Here is a 23,095-nt window from a genome sequence, read left to right on the forward strand (position 1 = left end):
GGCGCACCAAGTTTGCGGCGCGAGTTTTTGAGTGCGGTGTGCTGGACAGGGGCTGGAGGTTGGGCTTTTGAGTCATGGTGAGCAGCGGGTGAGGGCGGTTTGGCAGGGGTCGGGATGTTTTGGGCTGAGTTCGTCCCGCAGAGCCTCGAAACAGGCTCCGCAAAGTGGGCGGTTGGGGTTGGGGTTTGGGCCTGAGCGCTATGCGCCGGGCTCTGTGGCCGGCGCGGCCGTGGGGCTGGTCAGGCTCAGCGGCTGGGCGGCGCTGGTGTCGGCGGGCTGGACGTCGGTGGATGAGTACATGCCTCTATGGTCGTGTATGGACGACTGTGGAAATCCGAGTGCCGGGTGTGTTTGGTCGTTTTACACCTTGCCGTTGGCCGGGCGATGAGCGCTTGACGTGGGTGCACCAAGCGCCTCAGGAGCCCTGAGTAACTAAGGCGTTAGGTTCGGGTACGAAATGGGGTGATCAGGTCCGCGTGGTATGGTGCCGGCCTGGGCTCTTTTCAGGCTGGGGGCAACATTGGGGGCAACTCCAGTGACTTGCAACCACAAGAAATGAGTGTTTATGCGGCTTCCAGGGATTCTTTCGGTAGAGTCCCAGCCACCAAGACATCAAAAAAGCCCTAAGCACTCAAACGCTTAGGGCTTTTTTCGTTTTGATCCTCACCCATGCAGCCATCCTGCCGGATGGCTTTTTGTTTTTCTGCGTCGGCCCTGTGCCGTCTTCAGCCCCGTTGGCTGTTGTGGCATCTCAGTCGGGCCTGTCGGCCTGGCTGGTGGGATTGCCAGCCGTCGCGCCTCCAAAAGGACACCTCATGGTCGTCGTCGATACCCTTTCCATCCAGGACCACGCCCAGGCACTGCAGGGCATGCTCAGCACCCGCACCCTGAATGATTTCGCGGCGGAAGCCCGGCTGGATGGCGAGAGCCTGAGCCAAGCGGTTGAGCGCTATGAGATTGACTATGCCTGGAGCATTCTGGGTTCCGAGCGGCTGCTGGGTGAAACCTTGGCAGTACTGGCGTTGCGCTTGCAGGCGCCGCCGAGCGAGCCGCAGACGGCCCGGGTGGCAGCGGTCTTGCAGGCAGCGGCAGCGGCGCAGCCGCCCGAGGCGCTGATGAGCTTTGACAACGAAGTGCCCCAGCAATTGACCGGCCTGCTGTGGCCTGCTGTGGCGCCAGCGCACAGCGCCTGAAATTCAGCGCCTCAGGGCCTCAGGCCTCCGTGGGAGGGGTTCAAAAACTCTCCCAGTCGTCGTTCCCTTTGCTGTGGCTGAGCGCAGGTGACGGAGCCGACGCCGGGGCAGGCACTTTGGGCTGACTCAGCTTGGCCATGGCCGGGCCCCGGCTGACTGGTCGGGGGCTGGTGGGGGTTGCCTGGGGTTGGGGCGCTGTCTTGGCACGTGTCAGGTCGTTGGTGATCTTGAACTGCGCCACGGCCTCCACCAGTTCGGCGGCCTGGGTGCGCAAGGCATTGGCGGCGGCCGACATCTCTTCCACCATGGCTGCGTTCTGTTGAGTGGCCTGGTCCATGTGGGTGATGGCCTCGCCCACCTGAGCCACGCCCGAGCTCTGCTCGGTACTGGCGGCGCTGATCTCGCCCACGATGTCGGTCACCCGGCGGATCGAGCTCACCACGTCGGCCATGGTGGCGCCGGCTTTGTCGACCAGGGTGCTGCCATGGCCCACCCGCTCCACGCTGTCTGAAATCAGCGCCTTGATCTCCTTGGCTGCTTCGGCCGAGCGGCCGGCCAGGCTGCGTACTTCACTGGCCACCACGGCAAAGCCCCGTCCCTGCTCACCGGCCCGAGCGGCCTCCACCGCGGCATTCAGGGCCAGGATGTTGGTCTGGAAGGCGATCCCGTCGATCACGCTGATGATGTCGGAAATGCGGCGCGAGCTGTCATTGATGCCACGCATGGTGTCGACCACCTCCGACACCACCTGCCCACCCTGGCTGGCCACGTGGGAGGCGCTCTGGGCCAGCTGATTGGCACCGCGCGCATTGTCGGCGTTGTGCTTCACGGTGGCGTTCAACTCTTCCATCGAAGCCGCCGTTTGTTCGAGGGCGCTGGCCTGCTGCTCGGTTCGGTTGGACAGATCCTGATTCCCCATGGCAATTTCTGCGCTGGCGCTGGACACCCCCTCGGCATTGCTGCGCACCCGCTGCACGATCAGGCTGAACTGGTCGCGCATGTGGGCCATGGCTTTGAGCAGCAGGCCGGTTTCGTCTTGGCCAGACACATCAACCGCCACCGTCAGGTCGCCGGCGGCCAGGTGCTCGGCCACGCTCACCGCCTGGGCCAGGGGCCGCACGATGGCCCGGGTCAGCAGCAGCCCCAACATCACCGCCAGCACCAGCGACAGCGCCACGGCCACCGCCACCCACACCAGGGTCTGCGTGTAGCGATCTTGCGATCGGCGGAACGAGTCATCCGCGCCCTTCAGATTGATGTCGGCGAGCTTTTGCACGTCGGCGAAGGTGGCCTGCATGGTGCTGCGGGCTTCGCCATTGAAATAGACCCGCGTGTCGGCCAGCTTGTCCTCACCCTGGCCGGACAAGGCCGCCAGCTTTTCGGAGCTGACCAGGTAGCCTTGGCGGTGTTGCTGGTACTCGGCGTAAATCGGCCTTTCTGGGGGCGTCAACATGGCCTCGTAGCGCTTTTCCTGTTCGCCCAGGGTCTGGACCAGCTTGCGCATCCTTTCTTCCTGGGCCTTCTTTTCTTCGGCTGCGGTGGCAATCACATGCTGGCCTTCGGCCCGTCGGATCTGGCCGAGGGTGTCCTGTATCTCGCCCAGCACCCGTATCGAGGGCAGCCAGTTGCTGGCCAGATCGACCACGTTGTTGTTGATGGCGCCCAACTGGCTCCAGGCAAAAATGCCCAGAGCCATCGTCATCACGACGATGGCGGCGAATGCGGCGCCCAGCTTGGCGCCAATCCTCAGGTCGGACAACTTCATTGACAACTCCGATCGCGAAATGAACACGGCCACGGACAGAACACGGATGGGGTCAGAAGGTGACGGCACCCGCCAAGGAGAGCGCGGAAAGGGGGCGCGCGCTCTCGTATCAAAAAGTTTCAATGCTGTCCGTGTTTGTGACACGGTTGTCGACGGTTGGCAAGTGTCACGTGTCGGACGGTCGTGACAGACCCAGGGGAGGGCGCCTGAGGCGGATCAGCCCATGGCCGACAGGAACTGGCGCAGCTCGGGGGTTGCCGGCTGGCTGAACAAGGCTTCTGGCGGGCCCTCCTCATGCACCTTGCCCTGGTGCATGAAGATGATGCGGTCGCTCACCTTGCGGGCAAAGTTCATCTCGTGCGTGACCATCACCAGGGTCATGCCCTGCTCCGCCAGGCTTTCCACCACCTGCAGCACCTCGCCCACCAGTTCGGGGTCCAGGGCAGAGGTCACCTCATCGCACAGCAACACCTCGGGGTCCATGGCCAGCGCGCGGGCAATGGCCACTCGCTGCTGCTGACCGCCGGACAGTTGCTCCGGCAGGCTGTCGAACTTGTTGCCCAGGCCCACGCGCTCCAGCAACAGCTCGGCGCGTCGGCGCGCCTCGGCCTGCGGCAGGCCCTTGACCAGGGTGGGGGCCAGCATCACATTGCGCCCGGCGCTCAGGTGGGGGAACAGGTTGAAGCTCTGGAAGATCATGCCCACGTTCTGACGCAGCTCACGCATGGCCTGGGCGTTGTCGGGCTGCAAGGGCTGGCCGTGCACTGTCAGAGCGCCCTCCTGAAACACCTCCAGGCCGTTGATGCAGCGCAGCAGGGTGCTTTTGCCCGAACCGCTTTTGCCGATGATGCACACCACCTCGCGGCGATGGATCTGCAGGTCGATGCCTTTGAGCACCTCGTTGTCGCCGTAGCGTTTGCGCAGCCCACGGATGTCGATCAGGGGCAGGGTGGAGTTGGTGGCGGTCTCTGGCAGATTCATGGCGGGGATCCGGTGGGGCGGCAAGAGCGTGAAGCGTGAGTGTGGAGAGGGCTTCAGCGCTTGGGGCGCAGGGCGCGCTCGATGCGCCGGCTCCACCATGACAGCGGAAAGCACAGCGCAAAATACATCAGGCCCACGCAGCTGTAGACCAGAAACGGTTGGTAGGTGGCATTGGCAATCATCTGGCCGGCCTTGGTCACCTCCACAAAGCCGATCACCGAGGCCAGGGCTGTGCCTTTGATCACCTGCACCAGAAAGCCAACGGTGGGTGCGATGGCCAGGCGTGCGGCCTGCGGCAGGATCACATGGCGCAACTGCTCGCCAAAACTCATCGCCAAGCTGGCGGAGGCTTCCCACTGGCCGCGCGGGATGGATTCCACACAGCCGCGCCAGATCTCGGTCAGGTAGGCACTGGCGTACAGGGTCAGGCACAGCGAGGCCGCCGTCAGCGGCGTGGTCTCCACACCCAGCATGGCCAGGCCGAAATAGGTCAGAAACAGCTGCATCAGCAGCGGCGTGCCCTGGAACAGCTGCACATACAGCGCCACGCCGCGCTGCGCCCCGGGCCAACGGGCGGTGCGAGCCACCAGCAGGGCCAATCCGACCGCTCCGCCGCCGACAAAGGCAATCAGCGACAGGCCGGCTGTCCAGCGCAGGGCCAGCAGCAGGTGCCGGGCGATGTCCCACAGAGAAAACTCAACCATCGCAGCGACTCCTCAGCGGCCAAAGATGAAACGCGGCCCGAACCAGTTCAGCAGGTGGCGCAGGGCCACCGCCAGGGCCAGGTAGGCCCCGGTGACCAGGATGTAGGCCTCGAAGTTGCGGAAGGTGCGGCTGGCGATCAGGTTGGCGGCGAAAGAGAACTCCTCGGTCGAGATCTGCCCGCACACCGACGAACCCAGCATCACGATGATCATCTGGCTCACCAGCGCGGGCCAGACGCGGGCCAGGGCGGGTGGCAGCACCACCCGCGTGAAAATCTGCCAGCGGTTCATGGCCAGACTCAGGGCTGCTTCGATCTGCCCCTGGGGCGTGGCCTCAATGCCGGCGCGCGCGATCTCGCTGGCGTAGGCGCCCAGGTTCAGCACCATGGCCAGCGCGCTGGCCACCTCGGGCGACAGGCGCAGGCCCAGCGAGGGCAAGCCGAAAAACAAAAAGAACAGCTGGATGATGAAGGGCGTGTTGCGCACCAGTTCCACATAGGTCGCCACCCCGGCCCGCAGCCAGGCCGGGCCGTGCGCGCGAAGCCAGGCGCACAGCACCCCCAGGGCCACGCCCAGGGGCGCGGTCAGCAAGGTCAGCAGGCAGGTCAGCGCCAGGCCCTTGAGCAGCAGGGGCCACTGCGCCAGCACGATGGAGAAGTCCAGGATCATGGGTGCTCCCCCGCGTGCCGGGCCATCCGCCGGCCCCAAGGGGCTTCAGTGCCGCAGGCCTGGCGGCCCGGCAGTGCCATGTAGGGAAGAAGGGTGTTGGGCATGCCAAAGCCATAGCAAGATGCATGCTAGGCCCTGTGCTGACCTCGGTGCGTCGGCACCAGGGGCCCGCCTTCAGGGGGGGGCAGCCCGAGGGGAGGCCGGGGTTGTCAGTGGGTGTTGCGGTTGCCCGTCGACGACTTGCCGTAGGCCGACTGCGGCTGGCTGAACGGGCCTTGGCGGGGCGGCGTGGCCTTGGGAAACTTGCCGTGGGGCAGGGCATGCAGGCGATGGAACAGGCGCCGGCAGTAGCCCTGGATCCCGATGCACTTGTTGATTTCCTCCACAGGCAGAGGGCCCGACACCACCACGATGTCGTTGGCAATGTCGATGGCGCCTGCTGCCCGCAGCCGCCGCCGTGCACCGGTGGCCCACGACTGGATGCGGGTCGGGCTGCCGTGCTGGTGCAGTTCGCCGGTGCTGCGGTCAAAAGCGATGGCCACGGTGTCCGTCTTCAGGCGAAAACGCCGTTCACCCGTGTACGGGCTGGGCGGCTCCTTCATGTCGTACAGATAGTAGCTGCCGGCTTTGAGTTGGTATTGCAGATCCATCGGTGTGTCCTCTTGATCTGATTGTGGTGTGCGCGCTTCGGTTTGATGGCTGGAAAAGGCCGGTAAAACCCCCCGTAAAACACGGGGTGCCTCGGGCCGCTGCTGGTTGGCGCGCAAGCGTACACCAGCCAGCCCTTCCCGGGGCTGACGATCACCACGCCTTGATCTGGCTCAGAAGTCGACCAGGCTCAGGCCCACGCTGAACACCACCCGACGGCGGTTGTAGTCGACCAGGCTGTCCCCGTAGCCGCTGAACAACTGGGTGTGCAGGCGCAGCCCGCTGTGCCCGCCGGTGGCCGGGCCGTTGCCCAGGGCCTTGAGCCATTCCAGCCGCACCGAGCCCCGCGCCTGCGAGCCCAGCGAATGCCGTGCCGTGGCAATCAAGGTGTTGTCCAGGTCCTTGTTCCAGGCCAGCGACAGCTCGCCGCGCCCGATGTAGTTGCTGATGCCGGGGTTGTCGTCATTCGCCGCACTCTCGGAGATGCGCCGCCACAGCCGGCCCTGCAGGCGCCAGCGCGAGTCCAGCTCGGCGCCCGCCATCCAGTAATAGCGGTTCCAGCTGCGCGACAGCGGCAGGCTCTGGCCATTGGACTGGTGCACCAGCCCCAGCCCGTTGTAGCGCAGGCGCCAGCCGCCGGGCAAGGCCAGGGTGCTCGGGTACACATACACCAGCTCGGGCTCGTGGTCCGTGGTGCGGAAGGGGCGCGAGATCTCGGGGCTGAACAACTGCCAGTACGACTGCTGGGTGTAACCAAACCACAGCGAGTCTTTCAGGGTGGGGTGGCCCTGTGTCAACAGGCCCTGCGCGATCTTGGTGCGCACCGACAATTGAAGCCGGGTCTCGGTGCGCCGGTAATCGATGGCCGTGGTCTGGGTGTGGCCCTCGCTGGGGGAACTGGGCTGGGTGTTGACGCTGTCCGAGGCGATCACCGACAGGCTGATCGGGCGGTAGCCCCGGAGGCCGAAGGTGCCGCAGTCGCTGCCCGCCTCCAGCTCCCAGAAGCGCGACAGCTCCGAGTACTGCGGGTCGTGGCAGCCGGCGTCGCTGCCCACGGTGATGATGCGTGTGGCCGGCAGGGTGGTGTCGACCGGTCGGGTGCTGGGCTGCTGGCTGGCCAGTGCGCCGGGTGACACCGTCAGCTCGCGCGACGCCGCGGCCGCGCCTGTGCTGCTGTCGCTTGGCTTGGCCGCCAGGCTGGGGGCCGGGGCCGTACGCTGGGCAGCCCAATCGTCAAAGCAGGCCAGACGGGCGGCCGGGTCGTGCGCCAATGCTTTGCAGGCCTGCCAGCCGGTGGCGGGGCTGCCGCCCGGGGAGGCAGGCTCGACCTGCGCCTGAGCCTGAAATGGGCCGGCCAGGCCCATCATCAGCAGCGCAGGCACCGAGGCCGCGGCCCGGCGCAAGACGAGAAGGAGGGGCGTGGGCCACCTCATCGGGCGACCTTGCGGAGCACAAAGTGCAGCGGTTTCTGAGTCTGTGTTTCGGAGGTCCATGTGCCTTTGATTTCCCGTCCGCAGCTTTCAGGGCTGACTTCACCGAGCCAGGTGGCCGAGATGTTGCGCCCGTTGGCGGATTCTTCGAGCGTGAAGTCGCCATTGTCGACGTCGCCGCTGACCCAGGCCCGCACGCCTTCGCGCTGCAGCAAGCCCCGCACGCTGCCCGCCAGATCGGGGTGGCGCTCCAGCAGCACGGTGGCCGGGGTGGCCTGGGGTTCGAACTCGGCCCGCCACAGACCGTACAGGTCCGAGGCCTGCAATTCGTCGGGTTGGGGGCAGGGTGTGGCCTGAGGCACCAGGGGTGCGGCGGCCTTGGCTTGGGGGGGCTCTGCGGCGTCGGCCGCCAGCGCCTGCAGGCCGGCCGTCAGGGCTGCCAGCACCAGGGCGTTCTTCAAGGGACGAGAGGGTCGAAGCATGGCAATCTCTAGCGCATCGGGCCCCGTATGTCGGGGGCCGTCGGCGCGGGTCAGTTGGGGGCGGCCCCGGCCGCCGCCCGCTTGGCAAATTCGGCGCGCAAGGCCTTGAGCTTCTCGCGCGGGTCTTCCTTCACGGTCTTCTGGTCCAGGGCCATTTCGGCAATGAAGCGGCTGGGCAGGGCCGCGACCATCTCGCGGCCTTTTTTGCGCCGGCGTGTCCAGCTCACGGCCAGCGTGCGTTGGGCGCGGGTGATGCCCACGTACATCAGGCGTCGTTCTTCCTGCAGGCGCAGCGCCAGGCTTTCGCCACTCTCCGCGCTGCCGGGCTCCTGGTCCATCTTGAAGGGCAGGATGTTCTCGTTCACGCCCACCAGCATCACATGAGGCCACTCCAGGCCTTTGGAGGCATGCAGGGTGGACAGCGTGACCACGTCCTGCTCCTGTTCTCGGTCGCTGATGGTGGACAGCAGGGCGATCGTCTGCGCCACCTCGAGCAGGTTCTTCTTCTCGGTGCTGGTGGTCACGCCCGCGGTGTCATCGATCTGGCCGCCACAGCGTCCGGCCATCCAGTCGCAGAACTCCATCACGTTGGTCCAACGGGTGGCGGCTGCCTTCTCGCTGTCCTCGTTGTCATACAGATGCTGCTCGTAGCCGATCTCTTTGAGGAACTCATTGAGAAAGGCGCGCGCATCTTCTGCGCCCAGGGTTTGCTTGGCCCGGTATTCCAGGTCATTCACGTAGCGGCCGAACTCCTGCAGCCCGGCCGATGCCCGTGCCGGCAGCACGTTTTGCAGCGAGGAGCTGAACAGCGACTCGAACAGGCTCAGCTTGTACTGGTCGGCGTACACCCCCAGTTGCGCCAGGGTGGTGTGGCCGATGCCACGCTTGGGCGTGGTGATGGAGCGCAGGAACGCGGGGTTGTCGTCGTTGTTGATCCACAGCCTGAACCAGGCGCAAAGGTCCTTGATTTCGGCCCGGTCGAAAAAGCTCTGCCCGCCCGACACCTTGTACGGGATCTGCGCGCGGCGCAGCGCCTGTTCGAACATGCGGGCCTGGTGGTTGGCGCGGTACAGGATCGCAAAATCCTTCAGGTTCTTCCATTGCGAGGTGGCGCGCAGGCTCTGGATGCGGGCCACGGCCCGCTCGGCCTCGTGCTCTTCGTTGTCGGCGTCCACCACGCGCACCGGCTCGCCCTCGCCCAGTTCCGAGAACAGGGTTTTCGGGAACAGCTTGGGGTTGGGCTGGATCACGTTGTTGGCCGCGCGCAGGATGGCCGAGGTGGAGCGGTAGTTCTGCTCCAGCTTGATCACCTTCAGCTGCGGAAAATCGATCGGCAGCTTGCGCAGGTTGTCCAGTGTGGCGCCGCGCCAGCCATAGATCGACTGATCGTCGTCGCCCACCGCGGTGAAGCGGGCTCGCTCACCCACCAGGGCCTTGAGCACCTCGTACTGGGTGGCGTTGGTGTCCTGGTACTCGTCCACCAGCACGTGGCCCAGGGTGTTCTGCCATTTCTCCCGCACCTCGGGGAAGTCGCGCAACAGCTTCAGTGGCATGCCGATCAGGTCGTCAAAGTCGACGCTCTGGTAGGCCGTCAGGCGTTCCTCGTAACGCGCCATGATCTCGGCGATCACCCGCTCGTGGTCGTTCTCGGCCTGGGCCATGGCATCGGCCGAGTTCATGCCCTGGTTCTTCCAGGCGCTGATGGTCCATTGCCACTGGCGTGCCGTGGCCATGTCGGGGCTGCCGCCACAGTCTTTCAGGATGCCGGTCACGTCGTCGGCGTCCAGGATGCTGAACTGCGGTTTCAGCCCCAGCGCCTGGCCGTCTTCGCGCATCAGGCGCACACCCAGGGCGTGGAAGGTGCAGATCACCAGGTCTTTGGCGTTGCGTCCAATCAGGCTCTTGGCTCGCTCGCGCATTTCGGCAGCGGCCTTGTTGGTGAAGGTGATGGCGGCAATGCGCTTCGGGGGCATGCCTGCCTCGATCAGCCGTGCGACCTTCATCGTGATCACCCGCGTCTTGCCCGAGCCAGCACCCGCCAACACCAGGCAGGGGCCTTGCAGGTAGTTCACGGCTTCAAGTTGGGCGAAATTCAGACCGGCAGACATGGGGAGATGGAAGGCGCCTGTGACAGGCTGATGAGCGGCGGGGAGGCCAGCGGGGCCCGCAATGATACCGGCACCGGCCAGCGCACGCTGGTGGGGCCCCGGCTGGCGCCGGCGCGCTGGCTGGCCCGGAAGCCGGCACCTGCCTGACAGGGCCGGCTTCGTTCACATCGCTTCCGATCAGGAGACAACGTCCATGTTTTTGCTGTCCCGCCACCTTATTCCCTTCAAGGCCTGCTCAACCCGCGGGTCACGTCTGAGCCCGCTGATCCTGGGCGTGGCCCTGGCCGTGCCGCTCGCGGGCCTGCTGTCCGGCTGTGGCGGTAGCCACGCTGGCTCTGCCCAGGATCCGTCCGAGCCGCCCACCACCTTGACCGAGGTCGGCGAAACCCGGCCTGGCTCCGGCGTCATGCGCGGGTACCTGGCGGCCGACCAGTACCCCGACAGCCTGGCCCTGCTGCCGGCGCCGCCCGCGCCGGGCTCCGCGGCGGCCCAGGCCGATCAGGCCGCATTTGAAAGCACCCGAGCCTTGGCCCAGGGGCCCCGCGGCGTGCTGGCGCGCCAGGATGCCAACCTGAGCTTTCCGGCCTCGGCCAATGCCTTTGCCTGCACCACGGGCTTCGAGTTCGATCCCCAGCTCACCCCCCACCTGACCACGCTGATGCGGCGCAGCTATGTCGACGCAGGGCTGAGCACCTACAAGGCCAAGGTGTTTTACCAGCGCCAGCGCCCCTTTGTGGTCAACAACACCGGCACCTGCACCCCCGACGATGAGCCCGCGCTGCGGGGCGACGGGTCTTACCCCTCGGGCCACACGGCCATCGGATGGGCCTGGGCCCTGGTGCTCACCAGCCTGATGCCCGAGCGCACCGATGCGCTGCTGGCGCGGGGCTATGCCTTCGGGCAAAGCCGCGTGATCTGCGGCGCGCATTGGCAAAGCGATGTGGAAAACGGCCGTGTCGTGGCGGCCTCGGCCGTGGCGCGCCTGCAGGCCGATCCGGTCTACCAGGCCCAGTGGAAGCGTGCGGCGGCCGAAGTGGCGGCCCTGCGCCAAGCCGCGCCGCCCCTGACGCGCGACTGCGCGGCGGAAGCCCAGGCCCTGGCTCTGAAGCCTTGAGCGCCTCTGCAAACCTGGCAGCAAAGCCGGCAGAATAGGCCGCTTGCCGTGGCAGAGGGTCCGCCCGGCACCCTGTGCCGGGCTGCCGGCTGAAAGCGTTTGGCCGTGCTCTCGATTCTGCAAGTCACCTTTCCCTTCTTTGCCCTGGTTCTTTGCGGCTACTTGGCCGCGCGTCGGCGGATGTTGCCTCTGGAGGCCATTGGTGGCTTGAACGGCTTTGTGCTGTTCTTTGCCCTGCCCTGCATGCTGTACCGCTTCGGGGCCAGCACCCCGATCGCCCAGATGCTGGACGCCACCCTGTTCGCCGTCTACCTGCTGTGCTCGCTGGCGCTGGTGGGCTTGACCGTGCTCAGCACCCGCCGCGGCCCGGTGGCCACCCGGCTGGGGTGGAACGACACCGCTTTCGGCGCCCTGGTGGCGGCGTTTCCCAACACCGGCTTCATGGGCGTGCCCTTGCTGGTGGCCCTGCTGGGGGCCCAGGTGGTGGGGCCCACCATCGTCACGCTGGTGGCCGACATGGTCTTCACCTCGTCGCTATGCATCGCCTTGTCACGCCTGGATGGCGCCGGCCAGCATGGGGTGGCGCAGGCCCTGCGCAATGCCTTGCGTGGGGTGGTGGCCAACCCCATGCCCTGGTCCATCCTGCTGGGGGGGCTGGCGTCGGTGCTGGGCTTCAGCCTGCCGGCGCCGCTGCAGAAGACCGTTTCGCTGCTGGCCGATGCCGCCTCGCCCGTGGCCTTGTTCACCATGGGGGCGGTGCTGGCCCGTTCGCAGATGCTGCCCTCACGTCAGGCCGCGACCCAACGGGGCTGGGGCGATGTACCGCGTATCGCGCTGTACAAGCTGGTGTTGCACCCCTTGCTGGTGTGGGGTGCCGGCCATGCCGCGATGGCCGCTGGCCTGCCGCTCGACCCTTTTGCCCTGACCGTGGTGGTGTTGCTGGCCGCCCTGCCGAGCGCCAGCAACGTGTCCATGCTCACCGAGCGCTTTGGCGCCGACACAGGGCGTGTGGCACGCATCATCCTGGTGTCGACCGTGGTGGCCTTTGTCAGCTTTCCGGCGGCCGTGGCCTGGCTGCGCTGAGCGCGAACCGGCGCTGCTCAGCCTTTCAGCTGTGATTCAACTTGCTTGGCCCGTTCGCCCGGAGCGGGGTGGCTTGAGAACATGCTGTTCTCGCCGCCGCCCAGGTCTTGCAGTTTGCGCAGGGCGCTGCTGGCGGCCTGGGTGTCGTATTGGCGCTTTTGCATGAAGCGCACGGCGTACGCATCGGCATCGCTTTCCTGGCTTTGCGAGAACTGGGCGTGGATCAGTTTTTCCGCCAGATCCCCCAGCGCTGACTGGCTGAGCACCGCCACCGCGGCATTGCCCGATGCGGCGACCGCATCCCGCGCGGCAGAGGCCGCATAGGCGGCCTGCAAGGCTTTTTTGCTGTGGCCCAATTTCACGTGGGCGATTTCGTGGCCGATGACGAAGCGGAGTTCGTTGTCGTTCATCTTCTCCATCAGGCCGCTGTAGACCCGAACGGTGCCATCGGCCATGGCAAAGGCATTCACCTCGGGGTTGAGGTAGACCTTGAAGTTGAGCTTCAGCCCGTCTTCGTTCTTCAGACCGGCGGCCAGCCGGTCCAGGCGCGCCGCCTGTGTTGAGCCGGCCGCGGCGACCTTGTTGCGCTTGTCCTCGGCTGCGCTGACCTGCCGCGCCACATCGGCAACCTCGGCATCGCTCAGGGTGGCGGCCTTGAGGCCCTTGCCGGCCGCGCTGACGGCGCTCCCGAGATCGAATGCGTGTGCCAGGCTGCCGGTGAGGGTCAAGGCGGCGACCAGTGTGGCGCTGGGCCAGAAACTGCGTGTCATGAGTGAACTCCCTGTTCATCGTTGCTCGCCCTGCGTCAAGACCCGGGGCCTGTCCTTGGGCCTCGCAGAGCCTGCGCAGTGTCGGGCCCGGGGGCGGCCTCAAGACCTCGATTTTTCGCTTTGAGAGCTTTGTAACCAGGCCGATGGCGTGAGTGGCGCAGCTTCGGGCGCAGGAGGTTCAGATCATCAGTGGGTCGACATCGATGGCCCAGCGGATCAGGCCTTTGTGCTCGGGCTGGGCCCGGGTGGCGTGCAGCACGCCTTGCCAGGCGGCCAGAAAGCGCTGCAGCGCGGCGCGCGAATCCGACTCGATGAGCATCTGGGCACGCTCGATGTTGGCCACGCGCTGCACCGTCATGGGCACGGCCGGAAAGCGGAACACCTGCTCGGCCCCGGGCAGGGCCTCGCCTGCGGCACTGGCCGCATTCAGAAACGCCTGGGCCACGTCCTGGCTGCGGGCCTCGGCGCGCACCAGGGCCTGGAACGAGAAGGGCGGCATGCCCGCCTGTTCACGCTCGCGCAACTGTTGCGCGGCAAAGGCCGGGTAGTCGTGCCGTTTCAGGGCCTCGAACAGCGGGTGGTCGGGGTGGAAGGTTTGCACCCACATCTCGCCTTCGCTGTTTTGCGCACTCACGAAGGCGGCGTCGCGGCCGGCCCGGCCGCCAGCCTGCATCAGCAGGGCAAACAGGCGCTCGGGCGCCCGGAAGTCGCTGGAGAACAAGGCCCCGTCGGGGTTGATGGCCGCCACCAGGGTGACGCGACGGAAGTCATGCCCCTTGGCAATCATCTGGGTACCCACCAGCACATCGACTTCGCCGGTGTGCACCTGGGCCAGTTGCGACTCCAGGGCGCCCTTGGCCCGGGTGCTGTCGGCGTCGATGCGGGCGATGCGCACCGGCTGGCCATCGGGCCGCAGCGTGCCTTCGAACAATTCAGCCAGTTGCTCTTCGAGTTGTTCGGTGCCCCGGCCCAGCGGCGAGATGTCCAGATTGCCGCATTCGGGGCAGGCGCGGGGCACGGGCTGGGTGAAGCCGCAGTGGTGGCAGCGCAGTGTGCGATCGATCTTGTGAAAGACCCGGAATGCGCTGCAGTGCGGGCACTCGCTTTTCCAGCCGCAGTCGCGGCAGTGCAGCACCGGCGAATAACCGCGCCGGTTCAGGAAGATCATCACCTGCTCGCCACGGGCCACTCGCTCGCGCAAGGCGGCACTCAGCGGTGCCGAGAACACGCTGCCACGGGGTTGGCGGTTCATGTCCACCCGTCGCACCCGGGGCAGACCGGCAGCGGCCGCGGCGCCCACGCGCGTGGGCATCAGCAGGCGCTGGTAGCGCCCGCCTTCCGCGGCAGGGCGGCTGTGGTGCCAGCTCTCCAGCGAGGGGGTGGCCGATCCCAGCAGCACCTTGGCGCCCTCCTGTTGGGCTCGGTACACCGCCAGGTCACGTGCCGAGTAACGGGCCCCCTCCTGCTGCTTGTAGCTGGGGTCGTGCTCTTCGTCCACGATGATCAGGCGCAGGCCCGGCAGCGAGGCGAAGATGGCCATGCGCGTCCCCAGCACGATGCGCGCCACGCCCCCGTGCGCCGCCAGCCAGCTTTTCAGGCGCTGCGGGTTGGTCATGCCGCTGTGCATCGAGACCACCGCTTGTGGGCCCCAGCATGGCGCAAAGCGGGCCTGGAAGCGCTCCTCCAGTTGCGGGGTCAGGTTGATCTCGGGCACCATCACCAGGGCCTGAGCCGTGGGGTCGCGCTCCAGCAGGGCCTGCACACTGCGCAGGTACACCTCGGTCTTGCCGCTGCCGGTGGCGCCAAACAGCAAGAAAGGGCCGCTGCCCTCTTCAATGGCCTGGGTCACAACCCGCTGTTCTGCGGTCAGTTCGGGCAGCGCCGCCGCGCTGGCTTGGTTGTCGGCACTGTCGTCGGCCTGCGGCTGGCGCTTGAGCCGCCGTGCCAACTGCTCGGGGCCCAGTTCACGCAACTGGGGCGGCAGGGCCGCCAGCGCCACTTCGCCGAGCGAGCGCTGGTAGTACCGGGCCGAAAAACTCACCAGCCGCATCCAGGCCTGGCCCAGCGGTGGCACGCCTCCCAGCACGCCTGCGATCTGACGCTCGGCCACGCCTGCGCTGTCCAATTCGGCTTCGGCCACCGGCCAGACCACGCCCAGGGTTTCGCGCTTGCCCAGGGGCACGCGCACCAGGGTCCCCGGAGCCACGGGCTCCGGACTCAGGTAGGTGAGGGGCCCCGAGAGGCCGCTGTGGGCCGGCGTCTGGACCACGACGGCAATCCGGTGGGTCATGGGGCTGGATTGTGCGTCAGCGCGCCGGGGGGCAGACCCGAGTCATCGCTTCCGGGGCCGCAGCGATCTGTGGATAAGTTTGTTGACAGATGGCCGCGCAAGGCTGCTGGGTGTGGCCTGCGCCGCTCATTGAGCCGCTGGACCGGGGTCTCATGGCTGAAAACAATTTGAACAAGGACAAGGACTTAGCCGATTTTTGGTGGCATTCCTGAGGGGGGCTTTCCATGGGCCAGGACGTGCCCCAGTTTTGTGCATAACTTCGCTCAGCGAACGCCCTGCCGTGCCGAAGAGACTTGTCCCCAAGGCCAAGCCAACTGTCCACAGACTTGTCCGCACCCGCCCCGGCGTCATCACTTTTCCGCAAGTGCTTGATTTGTTTGAATTTTTCACATCAGCGCCGGTTTTCTGTGGATAACTTTGGGGATAGCCTGTCGCCAGCCGTGCCAAAGCCTTGTCCCACAAGGCTTTCAACAACTTGCCTGTTTATTTGGCAATTTAAAAACCTCAATGAAATCAATGGGTTGTCAATGCAGGAAAAGCCGGGGGCGGCGAATGCATGTCCCACCGCCCAAACAAGCTGGGGACTTGCTGCTGTGCACAAGTTCCGGATCGTGCAATGCCCCAAGCGGCCATGGCAGAAGGGTTGGCGGTGTGGACGCGGCCCGGTGACTTTCCGACTATCGGTCATTGCCTGCCGTTCAGTTCATCCTGCCCCGAGAAAACCGCGCTAAGTGCTTGATGCCAAAAGGGGTTTTTCAGGTGTTCACAGAAGCTGTGGATAACTTTGTTGATATCCAGCGCGCATGGGCTGCAAACCCTTGCCAAACAAGGGTTTGCTTACGTTGCCCACAAAATCGGCAGAGAAAAAAATCCATATAAATCAATGTCTTATTCTTTTTATAAGAAATTCTGTCCAGGACTGCCCGTGTTGCGATGCATCAGAAATTTTGTGCATAAGTGCTTGACGGTCTTCGCGTTTTCGGTTCCTGGTTGAGGCTGATGGCCTTGCGCTGGCAGAAAACGCAGGGCGCCGCCTGGGTGTTCGCACGGCGATCGCACCGCGTTCTCAGGCACCGCTTGAGAAAAATAGAGTAAGTCCTTGTCGGGATAGCGATTTAACAAAAATTCACAGATCCTGTGGATAACTTTGTTGATATCCCACTCGTGAACCGTCAAAACCCTTGTGCCACAAGGCTTTGCTTAGGTTGCCTGCAAAATTGGCAGAACACAAAACCTATATGAATCAATAACTTGCAAATTTGTCGTGGCGAGATCGTCAGGGCGCTCAAGGGTTGCGGTGCATCAGATGATTTGTGCATAAGAGGCTTGACGAGCCTGCCGATGCGGGCTCCAGCGTGGCGTGAGAAGGCGAAAAAAAACGCCCGCATCGGGCGTTTGGGGGCAGGGCGGCCTGTGAGGGCTTCTGGCGGCCTTCGACGGCCTGTGATGGCCTCAGAGCCCGCGCTGGCGCCTGGAGTGGGTGTGCACGGCCTCGACCAAGGCGCTCACGTGCTCGGGCGGGGTGTATTGGCTGATGCCGTGACCCAGGTTGAAGATGTGGGTGGGGCCGGTGGTCAGCGGGTCCAGGTGCGGGGTGCCGAAGCTGTCCAGCACGCGGGCCACCTCTTGTGCAATCTGCGGGGGTGGCGCAAACAGCACGTTGGGGTCGATGTTGCCCTGCAAGGCCTTGCCCGGGCCGCCGACAGCGCCGCCAACGCGGGCGCGGGCCTGACCCAGGTTGACGGTCCAATCCAGGCCCAGTACCTCGCAGTCCAGGGCCGCCATGGCGTCCAGCCACTGGCCTCCCCCCTTGGTGAAGACGATGCGTGGAATGGCCACGCCCTCATGTTCACGCTTGAGTTGCTGCAACACGCGGGCCGTGTAGGCCAGGCTGAACTGCTGAAACGCGCCATCGGCCAGCACACCGCCCCAGCTGTCAAAAATCATCACCGCCTGGGCGCCCGCCTCGATCTGGGTGTTCAGGTAGGTGGCCACGGCGTCGGCGTTCACCTCCAGCATGCGGTGCATCAGGTCGGGGCGGCTGTACAGCATGGTCTTGACCAGGCGGTAGTCATCACTGCCCTTGCCTTCGACCATGTAGCAGGCCAGCGTCCAGGGGCTGCCCGAAAAGCCGATCAGCGGCACCCGGCCCTTCAGGGCGTGGCGGATGCTGGTCACGGCATCGAACACGTAGCGCAGCTTGTCCATGTCGGGCACCTGAAGGGCCGCCACGGCGGCCTCGTCGCGCACCGGGGTGGCAAAGCGCGGGCCCTCGCCCTGGGCAAAGGACAGGCCCAGGCCCATGGCGTCGGGCACGGTCAGGATGTCGGAGAACAGGATGGCCGCGTCCAGCGCGTAGCGCTCCAAAGGCTGCAGCGTGACCTCGGTGGCGAAGTCGGTGTTGGTGGCCAGCCCCATGAAGCTGCCGGCCCGGGCCCGGGTGGCGCAGTATTCAGGCAGGTAGCGGCCGGCCTGGCGCATCAGCCACAGCGGCGTGTGGTCGGTCGCCTGGCGCCAGCAGGCGCGCAGAAAAGTGTCGTTTTGCAGCGGCGCGAAGCGGCTGGCGGCGGGATGGGGGGCGGCAGAGGTGCTCATCCCTGGATTGTCGCAGCACCGCGCGTTCTGGCTGTAGCGCAGGAGGCCCGGGTTTCTTGCCCTGGATCAATTTTGATGCGCTGAGAAAGTGCGGAGGAAAGCGGCAGAAGCCAGGCCGCTGCGAAACCTCAGCGCTGAGGGTGCATCTTCAGCCACTCTTTCAAGGCTTGATCGATGCGGGTTTGCCACCCGTCTCCAGCTGCACGGAAAGCGGTCAGCACCTCGGGCGACAAGCGAATGGTGGTGGAGATCTTGCGCGCTGCCTTCTGCGGGCCGCGGGGGCTGCGCCTGAGCTTGTCGCGCAGGCTGGCGGGCAGGTCGTCCACACGGATGGCCTGCTCGAACATGGCCTCTGTCCAGGCCGGATTGTCGGCGTCAGTCATTTCAGGATCGGGCTTCTTGCTCATAGCGGCTTTGCTCTCTGAAGTTGGCCTTGCGAAAACTGATTACCCGGATGCCTCGGCTCGTCTCTGCGTACACCACCACGTGGGTTCTCGCACCGATCAGGCCCAGAGCGATGTAGCGTGTTTCTGGGTAGGGCTGACGCCTGTCCTGCCAGATCAGCGAAGACTCGAAGTCAAACTGTCGCACCAGTTCGAACGAGAGGCCGCGCTGCCGGATGTTGGCCTCGTTTTTACGAGGATCATATTCAAGTTCCACCATTTTAGGATGGTGGATTTGCAGGCTTCAATCTTCATTTTGTTGTAACAAAAAGATTGTCAGCCCTGGGCATTGGCCTGTTTGCCCTGAGCCCTCGGGTGGCTTCCAGGCCTCATCAGGTGGCCAGCAACTGCAGCACCGCGGCGGTCTCGGTCGGGCGCACCAGCCGGGCCTTTTCCTGGCCATCGACCAGCAGGATCAGGGTGGGCCACAGCTTGACGCCGTAGACACGCCCCAGCGGACGGCCGGGGCCGTCTTCCACCAGCAGGTGGCGCAACCCAGGGTGGGCAGCCAGCGCTTCGGTCACCGGACCCTGGGCGGCGCGGCAGTGGCCGCACCAGTCGGTGCCGAACTGCAGCAGGGTGCGTCCGGGCAGGGCTTCGACTTCGGCCTGCGAGGGGGCTTCGGGTTCATACAGTGGAAAGGCGGGCATGGTGGTTCGTTCAAGGGAAGGGGCCGGGGCGCTCAGGAGCCAGGCAGGTTGAGGGCCTGGCGCACGTCGCGCACGCTCAGCAACTCGGACAGCACCTGGGGCGGCTGGCCCGGCCGGTAGGCCACGTAGACGGGCACGCCGCTGCGGCCCAGGGCGCGCAAGGCGGTGGTGATGGCCGGGTCCTGCCGCGTCCAGTCGGCTCGCAGCAGGGCCACCTTGTTCTGGGCCATGTCGGCCAGCAGCGCCGTGTCGGACAGGGTGCTGCGCTTGTTGACCTGGCAGGTCACGCACCAGGCCGCGGTGAAGTCGATGAACACCGGCCGGCCTTGGGCCACCAGGGCCTGCACCTGGGCTTCAGACCACGGGGCCCAGGTCGCGTCGGCCTGGGCGCTGCTGGGGGTCGGTTCAGCCAGGTGGGTCACCTGGGGCCCCAGGCTCCAGCCCAGCCACAGCAGCAAGGCGGCAAAGGCGGCACCCAGCACCAGCCGGGCGCGGTGGCGCAACGTCAGCGCCCAGACGGTGGCGCTCAGGGCCACCAGCAGGGCCAGCAGGGCACCCGCGCCGTCGATGCCGCTTTGCTGGCCCAGCACCCAGACCAGCCAGGCCACGGTGCCGAACATGGGGAAGGCCATCAGCTGGCGGAACACCACCATCCAGGGGCCGGGGCGGGGCAGGCGCCGTGCCAGCCCGTGGCTCAGACCGGGTACCAGGGCCACGGCCAGGTAGGGCAGGGCCATGCCCAGGCCCAGGGCGGCGAAGATGGCCAGCGCTTGGGTGGCCGGCAAGGCGACGGCAAAACCCAGCGAGGCGCCCATGAAGGGCGCGGTGCAGGGCGAGGCGATGGCCACCGCCAGCACGCCCGACAGGCCGGCATCGATGACCGGGTGGCGGGCCTGCACACTGGCCAGCCCGCTGGGCAGCCAGGCGCCAAATTCGAACACGCCGGCCAGGTTGAGCCCGACCAGGGTGAACAGGGCCGCCAGCAAGGCCACCACGCCGGGCGACTGCAATTGAAAACCCCAACCCAGCTGCGCTCCGCCCGCGCGCAAGGCCAGCATCAGCGCGCCCAGGGCCAGAAAGGACAACACCACGCCGCCGGTGTAGGCCAGGCCTTGCAGGCGCAGGTGGCGGGCCCCGTGCTCGCCGCTGTGGCGCGAAAAGCCCAGCAACTTGATCGCCAGCACCGGGAACACACAGGGCATCAGGTTCAGGATCAGCCCCCCCAGCAAGGCGCCCAGCAGGGCTGGTAGCCAGGCCGAGCCTGAGCCGCTTGTGGTGACCGGCGCCGCTTGGGCCGCGGCCTGGTTGGCCGCCAGCGCGGCACTCAGCGCGGGCGAGACCTCGGCCTTGCCCGCCACCGGTGTGGCCGGCCAATCGCCGTGCACGGGCAATTCGATGCGCCAGGCCGGCAGGGCCGTGCCTTCGCGCTGCAGCACCACGGCGATCTGGGCGGTCTGGCCGCTGCGCTGGGCCGACAGGGGCACGCGGGTGGTCCAGGTGTCGCCGTCCCAGTGCGATTCGGCGGGGGCGGCGATGTCAAGCAGCTCCGGGGTTTCGGGGTACAGGTTCAGGGGCTGGCCGCGCCAGGCGGCAGGCAGGCCGGCAATGCGCAGGCTCAGGCCATCGGCCGACACCTGGGCCGCACTGTGGCTGGTTGGGGCACCCGCCAAGGCCTGAGGCTGGGCGGCCCGAGCGGCCTCAAAGGCGGGCAGGCTGGCGGCCGTGGAGCTGCCCACGGGCAGGTCCAGGCCCAGCTCGGCTTCTTCGGGAATGCATTCCTGGCGGCACACCAGCCAGCTGGCCTTGAGGCGGATCGGCAGCGTGCCCGAGGCCGTCGTCCAGCCCGGCGCCACGGTCACCGGCACCGGCAGCAACACCGTGCCTTCGTAGCCCAGGTTGGCCAGGGCACCGATGCGGATCTTGTGCGGCACAGGCCAGGCGATCTCGCCCGCACTCAGGCCGGCGGGCAACTGCCAGCTCAATTGGGTGGGCAGGCCGGAGTCCCCCGGGTTCTTCCAGTAGGTGTGCCACTCGGGCTGGTGGGTGATCTGCAGGCCCAGCCACAGCGGCTGGCCCGGGCCCACGCCCTGGGGCGCCAGCGCCAGCAACTCGGCCCGCACGCGCGGGGTGCTGACACTGCTGGGGGGGGCAGCCGGGCTGGACAAGGCCGGCCGGCCGGCCCCGGCACCTGTGCGCAATTCAATCTGGGCCGGGGCGGTGGCGGGCAGCAGGCTGGCCGCGCCCAGCAGGGCGGCAGCCAGCCGCCAGGGGCGGAGCAGGGGCGAGAAAAAGGACATGGCCGCTCTGGGAGCGGATGGGGCGGCCGAAGTTCCGCCGACCGGGGGCTGCTGCGTCACGCCGCAAACCCCAGCACCACGCGGCGCGAGTTGGCGCTTTTCTTCTCGATCTTGGTCACCACCATGGCACCGATCTCGGCCGTGTTGGCCACATGGGTGCCGCCACAGGGCTGCAGATCCACCAGGGCGGTGCTGCCGGGCAGGGCCGCAATGCCGATGGTGCGCACCTGGCCGCTGCCCCGCGGGGGTTGCACCGACATGCTTTTGACCAGGTCGGGGTTGGCATCCAGTTCGGCATCGCTGATGGCCCCCACCGTCACCGGCAGCGCCGCGGCCACCAGGCGCGCCAGGCCAGCGCTCAGGGCCTCCTTGTCCAGGGGCTCGGTCATGTGGAAGTCGAGCCGGGCGTAGTCGGGCGTGATGGAGCAGCCGTTCACGGGTTGCGCCACCAAGTGGCACAGCAGGTGGGTGGCGGTGTGAAAGCGCATCAGCCGGTGGCGGCGCTCCCAGTCGATGCGCGCCGTGAGCTCGCTGCCCGGCTGCAGCCGGGCCAGCAGGGCCTCTTGCCCGGGGGCCGGCACGTGCACGATGTCGGCGGTGGGCTGGCCCTGTTCGTCCTTGCCCTTGCGGGTGTCGATGATCTGAAGCACGCTGCCATCGGCCAACAGCAGTTGCCCGGTGTCACCGGCCTGGCCTCCGCCCAGCGGGTAGAACACGCTGCGGTCCAGCACCACGCCGGCTTCGGTCAGGGCGGTCACATGGGCGCTGCACTCACGCAGCCGGGCATCTTGGCGGAACAGGTCTTGGGTCATGGGCTCGATGGTAGCGAAGCGGGCCCGCCCGCGTGCGTCAAGGGGGTAGGCAATCCCATGCCGGAGGCTTCGAAGCGCCGGGCCAGGGTGTCGACCAAGGCCCGCACCCGGGCCGGCACGAAGCGGTTGCTGGGCAGCACCGCGTGCAGGGGCATGGTGATGCCCTGCCAGTCCGGCAGCAGGCGCACCAGGGCGCCGCTGGCCAGGTGGGCGTGCACGTCGATTTCGCTCTTGCACAGGATGCCGTGGCCCGCCAGGGCCCAGCGGTGGGCAATCTCGGCGTCATCTGCGCTGCGCCGACCGTGCACGCGCACGCTCAGCGTTTCTTGCCCGTCGTTGCGTTCAAACGGCCACTGCAGCACCCGCCGACCTCGGATCACGAAGCTCAGGCACTCGTGCCGGGCCAGCTCGCTGGGGTGCTGGGGGGCACCATGGCGGGCCAGGTAGGCGGGGGCCGCGCACACCACCCGCCGCGTGGTCAGCAGGCGCCGGGCCACCAGGCGCGAGTCGTCCAGCTCGCCATAGCGCAGGGCCAGATCCACCTGATCGCGCACCACGTCGGTCAGGGTGTCGCTGACGGCCAGCTGCAGTTCGACCGCCGGGTGCTCTTCCAGAAAGTCGTCCAGCCAGTCGAGCAGCACGCGCCGCGTCAGGTCGCTGGAGGCGGCCAGGCGGATGGTGCCTACGAGCTGGGCCCCATCGTCGTGCAATTGCGCTTGGCCCTCGTCGAGCAGGTCGAGGGCGCGCCGGGCGTACTGGCAGAACAATTCGCCCCCCGGCGTGATGCGCATGCTGCGCGTGCTGCGCTCGAACAGGCGCACGCCCAGGCGGAACTCCAGCTTTTTGAGGGCGGCACTGGCCGCCGCCGGGGTGATGTGCAGGCGTTGTGCGCTGCGCGTCAGACTGCCCGTGTCGGCGCAGGCCAGGGCCACGCGCAGTTCGTCGATGTTTTCAAGTTTCATTTGAAACTGATGCTGTTTTTGGGTGGTTTATCAAATGATCAGGCAGGCCTAGATTCTCGTCTTCATCACACATTCTTGTCAGAAGGACGATTGCCATGA

20 protein-coding genes are annotated in these 23,095 nt (G+C 66.6%); 3 read left to right on the top strand and 17 right to left on the bottom strand.

What is annotated here, in order from left to right; genetic code table 11:
- The first annotated feature begins 815 nt into the window (after positions 1–815).
- Positions 816–1,193 carry a hypothetical protein gene (locus tag AC3WUT_RS28105; protein WP_492350365.1) on the top strand — a complete coding sequence of 126 codons (378 nt, stop codon included), beginning with the start codon at positions 816–818 and terminating at the stop codon, positions 1,191–1,193.
- 40 nt (positions 1,194–1,233) lie between these two features.
- Here AC3WUT_RS28105 and AC3WUT_RS28110 read toward each other — a convergent pair whose 3' ends face one another.
- The 8 genes from AC3WUT_RS28110 to AC3WUT_RS28145 form a co-directional block, all read right to left on the bottom strand.
- The gene (locus AC3WUT_RS28110; RefSeq protein ID WP_492350366.1) at positions 1,234–2,958 is read right to left on the bottom strand and encodes a methyl-accepting chemotaxis protein; all 1,725 of its coding nucleotides are present in this window, start codon (positions 2,956–2,958) and stop codon (positions 1,234–1,236) included.
- A gap of 216 nt (positions 2,959–3,174) precedes the next feature.
- Positions 3,175–3,939, bottom strand: coding sequence for an amino acid ABC transporter ATP-binding protein (locus tag AC3WUT_RS28115; protein WP_492350367.1), 765 nt, complete (start codon positions 3,937–3,939; stop codon positions 3,175–3,177).
- A gap of 53 nt (positions 3,940–3,992) precedes the next feature.
- Entirely contained in the window at positions 3,993–4,643 is a 651-nt protein-coding gene (locus AC3WUT_RS28120; RefSeq protein ID WP_492350368.1) for an amino acid ABC transporter permease, read from the bottom strand.
- 12 nt (positions 4,644–4,655) lie between these two features.
- Positions 4,656–5,312: an amino acid ABC transporter permease gene (locus AC3WUT_RS28125; RefSeq protein WP_492350369.1), complete on the bottom strand. Its 657-nt coding sequence runs from the start codon at positions 5,310–5,312 to the stop codon at positions 4,656–4,658.
- A gap of 209 nt (positions 5,313–5,521) precedes the next feature.
- On the bottom strand, positions 5,522–5,962 hold the full coding sequence (locus tag AC3WUT_RS28130) for a hypothetical protein (protein ID WP_492350370.1): 441 nt from the start codon (positions 5,960–5,962) through the stop codon (positions 5,522–5,524).
- A 171-nt stretch (positions 5,963–6,133) separates the two neighbouring features.
- Positions 6,134–7,393 (bottom strand): phospholipase A, encoded by a 1,260-nt coding sequence (locus tag AC3WUT_RS28135; protein ID WP_492350371.1) that lies wholly within the window; start codon positions 7,391–7,393, stop codon positions 6,134–6,136.
- Entirely contained in the window at positions 7,390–7,872 is a 483-nt protein-coding gene (locus AC3WUT_RS28140; protein WP_492350372.1) for a hypothetical protein, read from the bottom strand. The genes AC3WUT_RS28135 and AC3WUT_RS28140 overlap by 4 nt, the downstream gene beginning before the upstream one ends.
- 50 nt (positions 7,873–7,922) lie before the next feature.
- Complete coding sequence (locus AC3WUT_RS28145; RefSeq protein WP_492350373.1) at positions 7,923–9,980, bottom strand: ATP-dependent helicase; 2,058 nt, start codon at positions 9,978–9,980, stop codon at positions 7,923–7,925.
- Between the two features lie 193 nt (positions 9,981–10,173).
- Here AC3WUT_RS28145 and AC3WUT_RS28150 point away from each other — a divergent pair, with 193 nt between their 5' ends.
- Together AC3WUT_RS28150 and AC3WUT_RS28155 are read left to right on the top strand one after the other, a co-directional pair.
- Entirely contained in the window at positions 10,174–11,094 is a 921-nt protein-coding gene (locus AC3WUT_RS28150) for an acid phosphatase (protein ID WP_492350374.1), read from the top strand.
- A 105-nt stretch (positions 11,095–11,199) separates the two neighbouring features.
- Positions 11,200–12,177 (top strand): AEC family transporter, encoded by a 978-nt coding sequence (locus tag AC3WUT_RS28155; protein WP_492350375.1) that lies wholly within the window; start codon positions 11,200–11,202, stop codon positions 12,175–12,177.
- 17 nt (positions 12,178–12,194) lie between these two features.
- Here AC3WUT_RS28155 and AC3WUT_RS28160 read toward each other — a convergent pair whose 3' ends face one another.
- From AC3WUT_RS28160 to AC3WUT_RS28200, 9 genes are all read right to left on the bottom strand, one after another.
- Entirely contained in the window at positions 12,195–12,947 is a 753-nt protein-coding gene (locus AC3WUT_RS28160) for a M48 family metalloprotease (protein WP_492350376.1), read from the bottom strand.
- Between the two features lie 178 nt (positions 12,948–13,125).
- Positions 13,126–15,237 (bottom strand): replication restart helicase PriA, encoded by a 2,112-nt coding sequence (priA, locus tag AC3WUT_RS28165; RefSeq protein ID WP_492350377.1) that lies wholly within the window; start codon positions 15,235–15,237, stop codon positions 13,126–13,128.
- A 1,452-nt stretch (positions 15,238–16,689) separates the two neighbouring features.
- Positions 16,690–17,832, bottom strand: a complete 1,143-nt coding sequence (gene hemE, locus AC3WUT_RS28170; protein WP_492350378.1) for a uroporphyrinogen decarboxylase — start codon at positions 17,830–17,832, stop codon at positions 16,690–16,692.
- 128 nt (positions 17,833–17,960) lie between these two features.
- Positions 17,961–18,239, bottom strand: coding sequence for a BrnA antitoxin family protein (locus tag AC3WUT_RS28175; RefSeq protein ID WP_492350379.1), 279 nt, complete (start codon positions 18,237–18,239; stop codon positions 17,961–17,963).
- Positions 18,217–18,495: a BrnT family toxin gene (locus tag AC3WUT_RS28180; protein WP_492350380.1), complete on the bottom strand. Its 279-nt coding sequence runs from the start codon at positions 18,493–18,495 to the stop codon at positions 18,217–18,219. Before AC3WUT_RS28180 ends, AC3WUT_RS28175 begins: the two co-directional genes overlap by 23 nt.
- Before the next feature lie 112 nt (positions 18,496–18,607).
- Positions 18,608–18,925 carry a thioredoxin family protein gene (locus AC3WUT_RS28185; RefSeq protein ID WP_492350381.1) on the bottom strand — a complete coding sequence of 106 codons (318 nt, stop codon included), beginning with the start codon at positions 18,923–18,925 and terminating at the stop codon, positions 18,608–18,610.
- Positions 18,926–18,957: 32 nt separating this feature from the next.
- Entirely contained in the window at positions 18,958–21,222 is a 2,265-nt protein-coding gene (locus AC3WUT_RS28190) for a protein-disulfide reductase DsbD family protein (RefSeq protein ID WP_492350382.1), read from the bottom strand.
- Positions 21,223–21,278: 56 nt separating this feature from the next.
- On the bottom strand, positions 21,279–22,034 hold the full coding sequence (locus AC3WUT_RS28195; protein ID WP_492350383.1) for an alanyl-tRNA editing protein: 756 nt from the start codon (positions 22,032–22,034) through the stop codon (positions 21,279–21,281).
- Positions 22,031–22,996, bottom strand: coding sequence for a LysR family transcriptional regulator (locus AC3WUT_RS28200; protein ID WP_492350384.1), 966 nt, complete (start codon positions 22,994–22,996; stop codon positions 22,031–22,033). The genes AC3WUT_RS28195 and AC3WUT_RS28200 overlap by 4 nt, the downstream gene beginning before the upstream one ends.
- Positions 22,997–23,095: the final 99 nt, after the last annotated feature.

The sequence above is a fragment of the Curvibacter sp. EU05-FHT14A10 genome (assembly GCF_058791075.1).

Coding starts and splice junctions, on each gene's coding strand:
- AC3WUT_RS28160 (WP_492350376.1), bottom strand. CDS start 12,947: ATGACACGCAGTTTCTGGCCCAGCGCCACACTGGTCGCCGCCTTGACC.
- AC3WUT_RS28140 (WP_492350372.1), bottom strand. CDS start 7,872: ATGCTTCGACCCTCTCGTCCCTTGAAGAACGCCCTGGTGCTGGCAGCC.
- hemE (WP_492350378.1), bottom strand. CDS start 17,832: ATGAGCACCTCTGCCGCCCCCCATCCCGCCGCCAGCCGCTTCGCGCCG.
- AC3WUT_RS28175 (WP_492350379.1), bottom strand. CDS start 18,239: ATGAGCAAGAAGCCCGATCCTGAAATGACTGACGCCGACAATCCGGCC.
- AC3WUT_RS28135 (WP_492350371.1), bottom strand. CDS start 7,393: ATGAGGTGGCCCACGCCCCTCCTTCTCGTCTTGCGCCGGGCCGCGGCC.
- AC3WUT_RS28150 (WP_492350374.1), top strand. CDS start 10,174: ATGTTTTTGCTGTCCCGCCACCTTATTCCCTTCAAGGCCTGCTCAACC.
- AC3WUT_RS28190 (WP_492350382.1), bottom strand. CDS start 21,222: ATGTCCTTTTTCTCGCCCCTGCTCCGCCCCTGGCGGCTGGCTGCCGCC.
- AC3WUT_RS28125 (WP_492350369.1), bottom strand. CDS start 5,312: ATGATCCTGGACTTCTCCATCGTGCTGGCGCAGTGGCCCCTGCTGCTC.
- AC3WUT_RS28185 (WP_492350381.1), bottom strand. CDS start 18,925: ATGCCCGCCTTTCCACTGTATGAACCCGAAGCCCCCTCGCAGGCCGAA.
- AC3WUT_RS28105 (WP_492350365.1), top strand. CDS start 816: ATGGTCGTCGTCGATACCCTTTCCATCCAGGACCACGCCCAGGCACTG.
- AC3WUT_RS28110 (WP_492350366.1), bottom strand. CDS start 2,958: ATGAAGTTGTCCGACCTGAGGATTGGCGCCAAGCTGGGCGCCGCATTC.
- AC3WUT_RS28195 (WP_492350383.1), bottom strand. CDS start 22,034: ATGACCCAAGACCTGTTCCGCCAAGATGCCCGGCTGCGTGAGTGCAGC.
- AC3WUT_RS28120 (WP_492350368.1), bottom strand. CDS start 4,643: ATGGTTGAGTTTTCTCTGTGGGACATCGCCCGGCACCTGCTGCTGGCC.
- priA (WP_492350377.1), bottom strand. CDS start 15,237: ATGACCCACCGGATTGCCGTCGTGGTCCAGACGCCGGCCCACAGCGGC.
- AC3WUT_RS28130 (WP_492350370.1), bottom strand. CDS start 5,962: ATGGATCTGCAATACCAACTCAAAGCCGGCAGCTACTATCTGTACGAC.
- AC3WUT_RS28200 (WP_492350384.1), bottom strand. CDS start 22,996: ATGAAACTTGAAAACATCGACGAACTGCGCGTGGCCCTGGCCTGCGCC.
- AC3WUT_RS28115 (WP_492350367.1), bottom strand. CDS start 3,939: ATGAATCTGCCAGAGACCGCCACCAACTCCACCCTGCCCCTGATCGAC.
- AC3WUT_RS28180 (WP_492350380.1), bottom strand. CDS start 18,495: ATGGTGGAACTTGAATATGATCCTCGTAAAAACGAGGCCAACATCCGG.
- AC3WUT_RS28145 (WP_492350373.1), bottom strand. CDS start 9,980: ATGTCTGCCGGTCTGAATTTCGCCCAACTTGAAGCCGTGAACTACCTG.